The following is a 13488-nucleotide window of genomic DNA, read 5'->3' as shown; positions in this document are numbered from 1 at the left end:
ACATAAGTCAGGCGCTCGATATTGGCCGCCAGGGTGTGATCCTTCCAGCTGACCCTCACCTCATCATTGCCACCGCCGGCCTGTTCGATGATGGTCACACCACCGCCATTGACGTAATAGACGTCATCTCCAGCGCCGCCTTCATAGGTGGCATACAACGATGCCTCAGTCGTAAAGGTATCGTTGAAGGCTGAACCGATGACCTTTTCGATGCCGGTCAGGGTCACGCCTTGCGAATCGCCACCAACACCTGGCAGTCCAGTGCCCGGACGAATATCCACATTGACTGCCGCCGCCGATGTCGAGTAATCGACCGTATCGAAACCGGCGCCGCCATCAATAGCAGTGATCCGGCTATCGACCACGAAGGTGTCGTTGTAATTGGAACCGGCGATCACTTCGATACTGTTGTACGTGTCACCCGCTGCAATGCCCGAGTTGACGCCGGTTTTCAGGTTGATGCTCACTGCAACGGTGCTGTCGTCGTAGGACACCGTGTCGCGCCCCGCGCCACCGAAAAACTGGTCGGCACCGCCGCCGCCCTTGAAGATGTCGTTATTTGCACCGCCAGTGATGATGTTGTCGCTGGCGTTGCCTACGCCGGTGAACGAACCGGTGCCGACATAAGTCAGGCGCTCGATATTGGCCGCCAGGGTGTGATCCTTCCAGCTGACCCTCACCTCATCATTGCCACCGCCGGCCTGTTCGATGATGGTCACACCACCGCCATTGACGTAATAGACGTCATCTCCAGCGCCGCCTTCATAGGTGGCATACAACGATGCCTCAGTCGTAAAGGTATCGTTGAACGCCGAACCGATGACCTTTTCAATACCGGTCAACGTGTCGCCTTGCGCATCACCACCGGTGCCGGGCAAACCGGTGCCCGGACGGATGTCGACATTGACCCCGGCGGACGAAGCCGAGTAATCGACCGTGTCGAAACCCGAACCACCGTCAATTTTGTCAGCCCCGGCACTCCCGATAATCACATCATTGCCACCCAGGCCATTGATCTCATCATCCCCACTCGTACCGTTCAGCGTATCCGCGCCGTTTGTCCCGTTGATTACTGCCATTACATCTTCCTTGCCTTGTTTGTGAACCGGTACAGGCCAGCGTGGCGATCACACGTCACCGCGACATCATTTTCTTGAACTGCAATGTGTTGATATCGACAGGAAGCACCCTGCGCTTGAGCCCGTTGCAAAGAAATGTATCAAGAATGAAATAAAGACGAACAGGCAGGCAAAAAAAAACAGGCGACTGCCATAGTCGCCTGTTTTTTCTGGAGCGCGGATGAACCGGTCAGTCCGCCAGCCAGCCGTTTTCCCAGTACCGCAGGTTGTCGCCACGCAGGACGTAATCACGCAGCACGACCTCGCGCAATTCGTCGCCCATGCGGTAGCTGGCGTCCCGATCGGCCAGGTGCATGCGGATCGCCTGCAGCCACTCATCCGTGGTGTTGGTCTTGATCCGCGTGCACGGCAGATAACCGCGATAGGCCTCGGTGTCGGTGCAGATCACCGGGTAGCCGCAGGCGCCATATTCCAGCAGACGCAGGTTGCTCTTGCAGTCGTTGAAGATGTGGAACTCAAGCGGCGCCAGGGCCAGGTCGAGGTTGAGGCTGGCCAGCTTAGCCGGGTACACGTCCAGTCCGATCACGCCGTGGAACTCATGCATGTACGGTCGCAGGTCGTCGGGGCACATGCCGAAAAACACCCAGTCGACTTCGTTGGCCAGTTCGCGCACCACATCGGCGATAACCGCGAGGTCGCCATGGTGACTGGTGCCACCACCCCAGCCGACCCGAGGCTTTTTCGAGGTGCGACGCTGACTGCGCAAATCGCTCCACAGGTGTTTGGCCAGCATGTTCGGGACGACCCGAATGTCGCTGTGCATGCTCGACAGTGCATTACCCAGCGGCGCCGTGGACACCACGACCCGGTCACACATGCCGATGGCGCGCCGGACCAGTTTTTCCATCTCGTCCTTGTTCGGCATGTTGCGGATGTGGGCATTGCGATGGGGAACGTCGATCACATAGTCATCGAGTTCATAGATCCGCCGGGCATTCGAGTATTTCTGCAGGATCGGGATTTCATTGATTGGCGCTTCGGCATAGCGCCCCTGCAAAATGATCACGTCAGGGGATTGGCGCTCGACTTCGATGATTGTCGGCAGATTGTAGTGAATCCGCCCCAGCGCCCTGCCCGCCGCTTCCAGCTCGATCAGTGGCTGGGTCACACGATAGTGACCGATGGCCGACGCATTGACCGGCAGCGCCAGGATCTTCGGCAATTGCGGATGCGAAAACGGACTCCAGCCGGTACGCAGGCCCGGATCGAGACGGAAGCTCGAACCGCCCAGACCATTGAGCGCCAGGTTGGCGTTGTACGCCGGATCCCGCGCGACGATCGGTAACCAGCGCTTGTAGAACGTTTCCTGTTCCTGTTCCTGGCCGAGCCGTGCTTCTTCGCCGTCCTTCGGCGCCTGTGCCGGCTGTGCGCCCAACGCCAGCTGAGCGTAAGGCGTCCACACCACCAGGTAACCTTCCCGACCGACCCGCAGGCACAGATCCACTTCATTGAGCGACTGTGCCAGGTCTTGCTGATCGAGGCCGCCGACCGCCTCGAACACGGCCTTGCGCACCATCAGGCAATCGCCACCAACGGCGCTCAGGTCATGAGCGACGAGCAGCCGGTACATGTACCCCGTCGCCTGCAGGGTCTCTCCGTAAAACGGTACGCCGGCAGGCCCTTGCAAGCCGAGAATAAGGCCGGCGTGGAGGATCCGGCCATCCGGATTGAACAGTTTGGCGCCGACCACGCCGACTTCCGGCCGCTGGGCGTGATTGAGCATTTCCGCCAGCCAGTCGCCCTGGGTGATCACGGCATAAGGATTGAGCAGCAAGACGTATTCGCCCCGCGCCTGACTCACCGCCGCATTGCGCACCGCCGCCATGTTGTCTTGCTGCGGGCAGTCCAGAATACGGATCCGCTCGCTGCCCAGCTGCCCCATTCCCTCGAACCAGGCTCGTGCTTCGGCACTCTCGCTGCCGTTGTCGACCAGCAGCAACTCATATTCGGCGTAGAGGGTTTTCTCCAGCAGGCTCTCGACACAGCGCTGTACAGCTGCCGTCTGATCCTTGCTGACAATGACGATCGACACCAGAGGCTGACGATCATGGTGATACTCGACCCGGTTGAGCAGCGCCGAGGCGCCATCGCGAATCTCGTGGGCGATGCCCAGACGCGCCAGGTGAGCCGAGATCAACTGTGAGTTGCGGTCCGCCATTTGCGGTTCGGACAGCCACTTGGCGAGGTCGTACGCCGACTCCAGCAACACCTCGGAAACATGACCGATGACGTGCGTGCCGTCATGCTCGACCATGCGCCACAGCACATCGTGGGGCGCCAGCTCACCGAATGCGGAATCGAAACCGCCCAGGGCGAGGAAACGCTCGCGCTCGAAGGCCAGCGCCCTGCCCACATACGGGTAGCTGCGCATCAGGTCCAGGTTGAAGTCCGGTTTGAACACAGGCTCGGTCGACTCACCCTGGCTCAGACCTCCTTCATCGCTGTAGAGGCAGGTAACGGTGCGCGAGAGCGCGATACGTTCGGCCATCACCAGCAACGCCGGCACCACCAGACGATCACCGGCGCGCAGCAGATAGAACCAGTCGGCACCATCGAGCTGCGGCAACAATTGGTTGATCTGTTGTTGCCAGTCATCCTGCAGCGGCATGCGCACGATGCGCTCGTGCAACTGCGCCTCGGTGCAGGACGCGGAGAGCACGATGGTCAGCTCCGGCAGGTATTCCTGTGCGGCCAGCGATTGCAGGGTAAGTTCGAGCGCCGAACGACTGCCCTGCTCGTCGATGATCACCGGAACGATTTTCGGCACGCGCGGCCAGGCGGCCAGCGTGTCCGGCAACAGTTCGCGCTGGCCTTCGGTCAGTGCGCGGCAGGCTAGCCACTGGGCGTACAGCTCGGCGAAACTGACACTGGCAATTCCGACATGCCAGTCCTGCGTGGTCTGCTTGGTGCCCAGCGTGCGGCTCAGTGGCAACTCTTCCCAGACCCGCGGAGTTTCCAGGGCCTTGGTGATCGGCACATAACGGACCCAGCCCGGCGCCGGTGCGGATTCGCCGCTGCGCGCCTTGAGCATCTGCGTCAGCCATTGCCGCTCGACCTCGGCTGCATCGCGCATCGCTTGCTGGCTGCTCAAACGCTCAGGGTACAGGCGCTCGATGCTCAGGACATGGTTAGACATCACCACGTTGCCGCGTCGCAGCAGGCAGACGTACAAAGCAAAATCGAGCGTGGCGACAAAACAGTGACCAGACTGAGTCAGGGCCGGCAACAGCTCCTGCACATCGGATCGACGAAACAGGGCATTGCTGAAGCCTCCGAGAATGTTCACCGGGAAATTCTCGAAAATCGCCAGCAGGTCATCGCCCTTGAACAATCCGCACACCGGAGACAACGGCGTGTTCTCCAGGCGCGACGGCAACGGCAGGTCGCCAGCATCCCAGAACAGGCGCTGGGCGAGTACCAGATTGACGTCCTGCTGGTCGATCAGCGTCTGCGCCTGGCGTTCGACGCAAGTGGAAAACAACTGATCGTCATCACACAGAAACTTGATGAACTCACCCGTCGCCTGCTCCAGGCACGCATGCAGGTTACCCACCAGCCCGAGCGTCCGGGGATTGCGCACATAACGAACCGTAACCCCGCTGCTCTCGGTGACCGAAGCGACAATGGCCTCGATCTCACTGCCACGACTGTCGTCGCAGACGATGATTTCGAGATTGCCATAGCTTTGGCTCACGGCACTGCTCAAGGCCTTTTCAAAAAAGCGCGGATTGAAGGCGGGAATGACGAGGCTGACAAGCGGGAGTGAATTCACGGCGGACTCGCAAGCGGCGGGAACCCGCCCGGAACAGCGAGCCCTTTGAAACCGCAAAAGAAGAACAATAAATACAGAACGGTCAGAGCAACCGGGCGCTTGCGCGCCCGGTCAGCATCAGATCTTGTTGAACAGGCCCAGCTGGCTGATTTTGCTGAACGCCAGTTGCGAGGCCTGCAGCATGGTCTGCTGCAAGGTCAGGCGGGTCATCACTTCGGCAGGATCCGAATCACGGATCGAACCCTGAGTGGTGGTATTCGCCTGAGTCAGGCTCTGGTTGGTGGTGTTCTGGTCATCCAGCGACTGTCCGCGGGCACCGATCGAAGTCACCGCCGAACCGATCTGATTGGACGCGCTGTCGATGTTGCCCAGCGCCGACTCCATGGCACCCTGGAATTTCTGCTTGGCCACCGGATCACCATCGATCGGCGCATTCAGCGCCGTGACCATCTGGCCCAGGGTGTCGAGCACGTTCTGGGTCTGGTGGTTGTTGGACTGGATCGAGAACTGATCGCCCGCACCTGGCGTACCGCCGAGGGTGAACGTCACACCGGCGGCGGTAGCATTGTTGCCGACCAGCGTGCCCGACGAAACCGGCTTGCTGTCAGCGGTGACCGGCGCGGCGTACAGGTCGAAAGCCGTGGCGCTGGTGAACTTCAGGATCGCACCGCCGCCGGACGGGAATGCCGCGTCGTAGGCCGCCTGGTTGGTTACGCCGGAGCCAGTGATGACCGCGGTCGACGGGTTGCCCGCACTGCGCGAGGTGGTGAACGAGTCAGGTGTGGCCGCCAGCTGGAAGCTGTGGCCGGCGATGACCGCATCCGGGTTGGTATCGCCAGGCTTGAGGTTGATGTTCAACTTCAGGTCGACACCACGGAAGCTGACGGTCTGGTTGGCACCGTTGCTGTTGGTGATCGCACCGCTCTGACTGGCTTCGCTCGTCACGTCGTTGCCCAGGGCATCGGTGATTTTCAACTGCGTGCTGCTGATGAAATCAACGGTGTAAGGCTGGCCGGCCGCGAACTTGGCGTTGTACGTCGCAGCAGTGCCAACGATACCGTTGGTCAGCACCACACGACCATCATCGACGGCAGGCGCGGTCATGGTAGTCGTGGTGCGGCTGGTGTTGATGGTCTGCTGGAATGCATCCCAACCCGTGGTGTTGGTGGCTACCGAGAGGCCGTCGCCAATGCCCAGGTTGATCTGGGTCTGGTCACCATTGTAGGTGTAGGTGCCATCGGCATTCTGCGAGTACGGCGCGGTATCGGTCTTGGAGCCGGAAAACAGGTAATTGCCGTTGGCGTCCTTGGAGTTCATCAGGCCCAGCACTTGTTGCTGGATCTGGCTCAGCTCGGATGCGTAGGCCTTGCGGTCTGCGTCGGTGGCAATACCGTTGTTGGCGGCCAGGCCGATTTCCTTGGCGCGCTGCAAGGCCGTGGTGATGGAGTTCAGCGTGGACTCCTGCACGGTCAGCGCACTCTTGGTGGTATCGATGTTGCCCTGATATTGCTCGAGCATCGCGGCCTGTTGACCCAGCTTGAGCAAGCGCCCGGCCCCGATCGGATCATCGGCGGCGGTGTTGATGCGTTGCAGGCTGCTCGCTTCGTTCGCGGTGGCAACAGTCTTGCTGTAGTTACGCTGATATTGGGAAGCTTGTGTCGCGTAATACTGAGCGGTGGAAATGCGCATGAATTACGACTCCTTAAAGACTGTTGATCAGCGTGGCGAAAGTTTCCTGCGCAGCCTTGATGATCTGCGAAGACGCTGTGTAGTACTGCTGATACTTGACCAGGTTGCCGGTCTCTTCATCCAGGTTGACCTGGGACAGCGAGTCGCGCGCACCCTTGGCCTGATCGAGGATCGTCGAGGTGGCTTCGTTGTCGGACTTGCTCTGGGCCGCCTTGGTACCGACGTTGGTCACCAGTTTGTTGTAGGCGTCGGTCAGGCTGATGCCCTTGCTGCCGGTGCCGGTGTCCACGGTCTGCTTGGTCTGCAGGCCGACCAGCGCTTGCGCGTTGCGGTTGTCCGAAGAAGCGGCGCCGGTCAGGTTGATCGTGAAGGTTTCGCCTGGCTTCGGCGTCGCGCCCACGGTGGTCTGCACGGTGAAGGTTTTCTGCACGTTCGGCGTAACCGAAGTATCCATCACCGGTGCACCGGTGGAGTCGACCATGCCGATCTTCAGGTTCAGGGTGTTGGCCTGCCCCGGAACGATGGTGCCGGTGCCGATGGTGTTGCCCTTGGCATCGACCATGTTGTACGACTGGCTGCCGCTGGTGACCGCACCCATGACCAGTTTGACCGGCGTCGAATACTTGAGCGCGTTCTGCAACTCGGCCTGGGAGGCCGGGTTGGTGATGTCGATGGTGTCGACCAGCGTCGGCTGGGTGTAGGTGCCGGAGTTGTTGGCACTGGCCACGCCGGTCAATGGTGCTGCCGCCGCGATTTTCTTCGGATCGGTGAGCACGGTCTGAATGTTCGTGGCCGCGTCACGGGTCGGGGTCACCTTGAAGGTGTCACCGGCGTTCATCGCGCCGCCGTTGAGGGCCAGGGTAAAGCCGTCGATCACTGGCGGTGGCGTGGTCGTGGTGCTGAACGAACCCATGTCGGTGCCGTCGGAGCGCTTGACCGAATAGTTGGTGGCGCTGGTGAAGGTGACCTGGTAATCGCTGGTGGTCAGCTTGCCGGTGTCCTTGATGGTGACGTTCAGGTTGCCCGAGCCCGCGCTGTTGCCTGCCGAGGCAATGCTGCGCTGGCTAATCAGCGCGGCACTGTTGATGTCATTGAAAATCGGCGCGCCGAAGTCACCGTTCTTGTCGATGCCCTGGGCTTGCTGGCGGTTCATCTGGTCGGCAATGACCAGTGCTACACGGCCCAGCTCGTTGAGCGACGGGTTGAGCACTTCATTGCGATAGGTCAGCAGACCGCCGATTTCACCGCCGCTGATTACCGAAGTGATGTCGATGGTGCTTGAGCCACGATCCATCTGGATGCCCATGCGCGACGGGTCGTCCTTGCTCGGAACGGTGCTCAAGGTATTGGTGGTGTTGCCGACGACCAGCGGCTGACCGCTGCCGACGTAAACGTCGAAGCTGGTGCCGCGCTCGACCACTTGCGCGCCGACCAGTTCGGAGAGCTGACGTACCGCTTCGTTACGGCTGTCGAGCAGATCGTTCGGCTGGCCGCCGCTGGTGGAAACTTCGCCGATCTTCTGGTTGAGATTGGCAATCGAAGTGGCCAGCTTGTTGACCTGGGCGGCCATGTCGCCGAGGTTGCCATTGATCGTGGTGTTCTGATCGTTCAGCTGTTTGGCCAGGGCGTTGAAGCGGCTGGTCAGCGCTTGCGAGCCGGTCAGTACCGACTGACGGGACGTGTCGTCGGTCGCCGAAGTTGCCACACCCTGCATCGAGGTGAAGAACTTCTGCAGCACGCCGGTCAGGCCTGTGTTGGTATCGGACAACGAGTTATCCAGGGCAGTCGCCTGGCCACCGTAGGCTGCCGCTTCACTGTTGAGCGACGTGGCGGTATGCAGCTGGGTTTCCAGGTAAGAGTTATACACCCGGCGCACGTCGGCCAGGGTCGTGCCCGTACCGATGAACACGTTGCCAGTCTGGATCGAGGACTTGGTGCCCTGCACGGTTTGCTGGCGTGAATAACCGGCGGTGTCGACGTTGGCAATGTTGTTACCTGTCACAGCCAGAGAGGACGAACTCGCGGCCAACCCCGACATCCCGATATTGAGCAAACTCATGATTCAAACCTTACCTTGTGTTTATAAAGGCGTTGTTGAAACGCCGGCCGCAGCGTAGTTCTGATTTACCGTCATCTGCCTGGCAATCTGCGAAATCTTGCTTGCGTAGTTCGGGTCGGTTGCGTAACCGGCCTTTTGCAACTCGCGTACAAACTGTTCTGGGTTATCGGCCGACTTCAGCACATCTTGATAGCGATTATTGCTCTGCAGCAAAGTCACCAGATCGTGGAAGCTGTCCTTGTACGAGGCGTAGGAACGGAACTCGGCCGTCTCCTTGACCATCTGCCCGTTGCGGAACTCGCTGGTGATCGCCCGGGCCGAATCGCCCTTCCAGTTGCTGCTGGCCTTGATCCCGAACAGGTTGTGGCTGCTGGTGCCATCCTGGGCGCGCATGACCGATTTGCCATAACCGGTTTCGAGTGCGGCCTGAGCCACCAGATAACGTGGATCGACACCAATGCGCGCCGCCGCCTCTTTGGCCATCGGCAGCATGGTGTTGACGAATTCGTCGGCGTTGCTGAACGCCTTCTTCGCCGGCGCCAGCGGAATCTGCGCCATGGCCCGACCGTAAATCTGCATCTGCCCGCCGGAGGCCTTTTCCGCCTCGGCGCGGGCCAGCCAGTCGCCGTTGTACAGCGGGCCGGAACCAGTGGCGGCAGCCATTGTGTCGCGCTGCGGCAATTGAGTGGCTGCGGCATTTGTGGCCGAAGGCACCAGACCGGCGAGCAGGCGATCAGCCAGTTTCGGCGGCAGTGCCAGACGACGCTGGTTGATCATTTCCATGTCATTGCGATGGGCAAGCTGGGTGTTCGGCGCATGTACCGAACGCGAAGCCCACAACGGACGCTCGCCATTGAGGCGCGACAGCGGACCGTTGGTGGCCACGGTGCCGGCAGCAATCGGCGTTTCCACCGCAGCAGCCCTGGCCAGCGCTTCCTGCTGCTTGGCAGCGGACGCGGCGGCGGCCTCACCCGGCGCCATCGGTTTGTTCTTCGACATCTGCTTCATCAGCACGTCGGCCAGACCGATACCACCGCCCTCGCGGGACAGGGAAACAGCCAGTTGCTGATCGTACATTTCCTGATATTGCTTGGCTGCCGGCGTATTGAGCGGGTTGTCCTGGCCCAGCGCTTCAGTGGCCGAACGCATCGACTTGAGCATCTCGCCGAGGAACAGCGATTCGAATTCCTGCGCAACCTTGCGCATGTTCCCGTCGCTGTTCTTGTCGCCAACCTTGAGCTGATTCAGTCGATTGAGGTCGGAGTACGAACCCGAATCGCTGCTGCTGACCAAACCGCTTTTGCGCATATCCATGAGTGCCGTCCTCAGATCACGATCAGGTCGGCTTGCAACGCGCCGGCCTGCTTCAGTGCTTCGAGAATCGCCATCAGGTCACCCGGTGCCGCGCCGACCTGGTTCACCGCACGCACAATCTCGTCGAGGGTGGTGCCCGGGCCGAACTTGAACATCGGCTTGGCTTCCTGCTGAGCATTCACACGCGAGCGCGGCACCACGGCCGTCTGACCATTGGACAGCGGGCCCGGCTGGCTGACGATCGGGTCTTCGGTGATGGTCACGGTCAGGCTGCCGTGGGTCACGGCAGCCGGCGAAACTTTCACGTTCTGGCCGATGACGATGGTGCCGGTACGCGAGTTGATGATGACTTTCGCTACCGCCTGACCCGGGTCGACTTCGAGGTTTTCCAGGATCGACAGGTAGTCGACACGCTGGCTCGGATCGAGCGGCGCAGTGACGCGGATCGAACCGCCGTCGATGGCCTGAGCAACGCCAGGGCCGAGCATGTCGTTGATCTTGTCGACGATGCGCTTGGCGGTGGTGAAGTCGGAACGATTGAGGTTCAGTGTCAGGCTGTTGCCCTGGTTGAAACCGCTCGGCACCGAACGCTCGACCGATGCACCGCCCGGGATGCGACCGGCCGACGGAACGTTGACGGTGATCTTCGAACCGTCGCGACCTTCGGCGTCGAAACCGCCGACCACCAGGTTGCCCTGGGCGATGGCGTAGACGTTGCCGTCGATACCCTTGAGCGGGGTCAGCAACAGGGTGCCGCCGCGCAGGCTCTTGGAGTTACCGATGGACGAAACGGTGATGTCGACCTGCTGACCCGGTTTGGCGAACGCCGGCAGATCGGCACTCACCGATACCGCCGCGACGTTTTTCAACTGCACGTTGCCCGATCCCGGCGGCACCTTGATGCCGAACTGCGAGAGCATGTTGTTGAAGGTCTGCAGGGTGAACGGGGTTTGCGTCGTCTGGTCGCCGGTGCCGTTGAGCCCGACCACCAGGCCATAGCCGATCAACTGGTTGGAACGCACGCCAGAGATGCTGGCGATATCCTTCAACCGTTCGGCTTGTGCATTGAAGGCCGCCGACAACAAAAACGCGGCCACCATGAGGCTTCTGAAATTCAACTTAGCCACCTAGAAAGGGAACAGCGGGCTGAGGAAGAAACGGTCGAACCAGCCTGGCTGACTCGCATCGGCAAACGAACCGGTGCCCGAGTAGGTGATGCGCGCATCGGCGACACGGGTCGACGACACGGTGTTGTCGGTTGCAATGTCATCGGCACGCACCAGACCTGCGATCCGCACCAGCTCGTCACCGGTGTTGAGGGTCATCCACTTCTCGCCACGCACGGCGATGATGCCGTTGGGCAGCACATCGGCCACGGTCACGGTGATCGAACCGGTCAGGGTGTTGCCCTGCGCTGCCTTGCTGTCGCCCTTGGTCGCACGGTCGCCGCTGTAGCCGACGTCCAGGCTCAGATCATTGCCACCCAACGGGTTGTTGGTAGTGCCGCTGCCGCCGAACAACGAAGTCAGGCCGATGCCGGTCTTGCTGTTCTTGGCCACCTGCGAGTTGGCGTTCTTGCTGGCCTGAGTCTTCTCGTTCAGGGTGATGGTGATGATGTCACCGACCCGGAACGCTTTGCGGTCGCTGTACAGGTTCTGTTCGAAACCGGCCTGATAGATCGAGCCGTTGTTGGCGGCCGCCGGCAACGGCGTACGCGGCAACACCGGAGCGTAGTAAGGGTCATTGGGCTTGGGCGTCGGAGCGACGCAGCCCGCGAGCGAGACCACCCCACCCAATGCCAGAACAGATACGAAGCGTTTCATGACCCTTACCTCACGGTGTTGCAGGCGGCCTCATGGCCGCCTCATAGACTTGATTACAGATTCTGCGTTACGAACGAGAGCATCTGGTCGGCGGTGGAGATCACCTTGGAGTTCATCTCGTAAGCACGCTGAGTGGTGATCATGTTGACCATCTCTTCCACGGTGCTGACGTTGGAGGTTTCCAGGGTGTTCTGCAGGGTGGTGCCGAAACCGTTCAGGCCCGGTGTACCGACTTGCGGCGCACCGGAAGCGGCGGTTTCCAGGAACAGGTTGTTGCCCACGGCCTGCAGACCGGCCGGGTTGATGAAGTCGGCGGTTTGCAGGTTGCCGATCACTTGGGACGCGGCGTTGCCGGCGACGGTGATCGACACAGTGCCGTCACGGCCGACGGTGAAGGTCTGGGCATTGTTCGGAATGACAATCGCCGGTTCCAGGGCGAAACCACTGGCGTTGACGATCTGGCCATTGGAGTCGAGGTGGAAAGTACCGTCACGGGTGTAGGACGTGGTGCCGTCCGGCTGCAGGATCTGGAAGAAACCACGGCCGTCGATGGCCATATCCAGCGGCTGCTCGGTGGTTTGCAGGCTACCGGCGGTGAAGTTCTTCTGGGTGCCGACGATGCGCACACCGGTACCCACTTGCAGACCCGACGGCAGTTCGCTGTCCTGGGTCGACTGGGCGCCTGGCTGACGCTTGATCTGGTACAGCAGGTCCTGGAACTCGGCGCGGTCACGTTTGAAACCCGTGGTCGACACGTTCGCCAGGTTGTTGGAAATGGTGGTCAGGTTGGTGTCCTGGGCGGACAGACCGGTTTTGGCAACCCATAGAGCCGGAAGCATTCGATTCTCCTCGTGCGCCTGTTTTACGGCGCGACGTTCTGATAATTAGCTGATCTGCAAGACCCGAGCCATGGCCTGGTCGTCGTCTTTGGCGGTGTTCATCATCTTGACGTGCAACTCGAACTGCTTGGCCAGGGCCAGCACCGACGTCATCTCTTCCACGGCATTGACGTTGCTCGACTCCAGGAAACCCGACACCAGTTTGACGTTGGCATCGGCCGGCGCAGGCTGGCCGTCCTTGGTGTAGATCGAACCGTCCAGGCCCTTGTTCATGTTCTTGATGTCCGGGTTGACCAGCTTGATCCGGTCGACTTCAGCCATGACGCGCGGGCCCTCGCCCATCGCACGGATGCTGATGGTGCCGTCTTCACCGACTTCCACTTGCTGCTCTGGCGGCACGGCAATCGGCCCGCCATTGCCCATGACCGGCATGCCGTTGCCGGCGCGCAAAACGCCCAGGGCGTCGATGTTCAGGCTGCCGGTGCGCACGTAGCTTTCACCGCCGTTAGGGTTTTGCACGGCAATGAAACCGTTGCCGGTCACGGCGACATCGAGGTCACGACCGGTTTCCACCAGGGAACCGGCGGTGAAGTCGGTGGCGGGCCGCTCGCTCATGGCAAACGCACGCGCCGGAAAGCTGTCACCAAACACCGGCATCGAACGCGCCTGCTCCAGGTCGCGCTGAAAACCATTGGTGGAGATGTTCGCCAGGTTGTTGGCATGAGCCTTTTGCGCCAGTGCGTTCTGGCTGGCGCCGGTCATTGCCACATAAAGGTACTTGTCCACACTCTTTCCTCTGCATGCCGGACGTTTGCCGCCCACCGCTGTACTGCTGAGCCACAAGCAATTTGCA

The 13488-nt window shown here is 60.8% G+C and carries 9 protein-coding genes; all 9 read right to left on the bottom strand.

The window, feature by feature from the left end:
- The coding region (locus tag ACW9HX_RS24490; RefSeq protein WP_457382561.1) for a calcium-binding protein at positions 1–1079 on the bottom strand (1079 nt) is incomplete at its 3' end.
- A 229-nt stretch (positions 1080–1308) separates the two neighbouring features.
- Entirely contained in the window at positions 1309–4911 is a 3603-nt protein-coding gene (locus ACW9HX_RS24485; protein WP_457382560.1) for a glycosyltransferase, read from the bottom strand.
- Between the two features lie 117 nt (positions 4912–5028).
- The gene (locus ACW9HX_RS24480; protein ID WP_119428843.1) at positions 5029–6600 is read right to left on the bottom strand and encodes a flagellar hook-associated protein 3; all 1572 of its coding nucleotides are present in this window, start codon (positions 6598–6600) and stop codon (positions 5029–5031) included.
- Between the two features lie 13 nt (positions 6601–6613).
- Positions 6614–8659 (bottom strand): flagellar hook-associated protein FlgK, encoded by a 2046-nt coding sequence (flgK, locus tag ACW9HX_RS24475; protein WP_432218948.1) that lies wholly within the window; start codon positions 8657–8659, stop codon positions 6614–6616.
- A gap of 21 nt (positions 8660–8680) precedes the next feature.
- Positions 8681–9973, bottom strand: a complete 1293-nt coding sequence (flgJ, locus tag ACW9HX_RS24470; RefSeq protein ID WP_457382559.1) for a flagellar assembly peptidoglycan hydrolase FlgJ — start codon at positions 9971–9973, stop codon at positions 8681–8683.
- A gap of 11 nt (positions 9974–9984) precedes the next feature.
- Positions 9985–11073, bottom strand: coding sequence for a flagellar basal body P-ring protein FlgI (locus ACW9HX_RS24465; RefSeq protein ID WP_457382564.1), 1089 nt, complete (start codon positions 11071–11073; stop codon positions 9985–9987).
- 27 nt (positions 11074–11100) lie between these two features.
- On the bottom strand, positions 11101–11796 hold the full coding sequence (flgH, locus tag ACW9HX_RS24460; protein WP_007965503.1) for a flagellar basal body L-ring protein FlgH: 696 nt from the start codon (positions 11794–11796) through the stop codon (positions 11101–11103).
- A 53-nt stretch (positions 11797–11849) separates the two neighbouring features.
- Positions 11850–12635, bottom strand: a complete 786-nt coding sequence (flgG, locus tag ACW9HX_RS24455; RefSeq protein WP_007958342.1) for a flagellar basal-body rod protein FlgG — start codon at positions 12633–12635, stop codon at positions 11850–11852.
- 45 nt (positions 12636–12680) lie between these two features.
- A complete protein-coding gene (locus tag ACW9HX_RS24450) occupies positions 12681–13421 on the bottom strand; it encodes a flagellar basal body rod protein FlgF (protein WP_457382558.1) in 741 nt (246 codons plus the stop codon).
- Positions 13422–13488 lie beyond the last annotated feature (67 nt).

Source organism: Pseudomonas sp. SDO52101_S400, from assembly GCF_054071635.1.
Note: the sequence above shows the minus strand (reverse complement) of the source record. Positions and strands in the feature narration are given on the sequence as shown.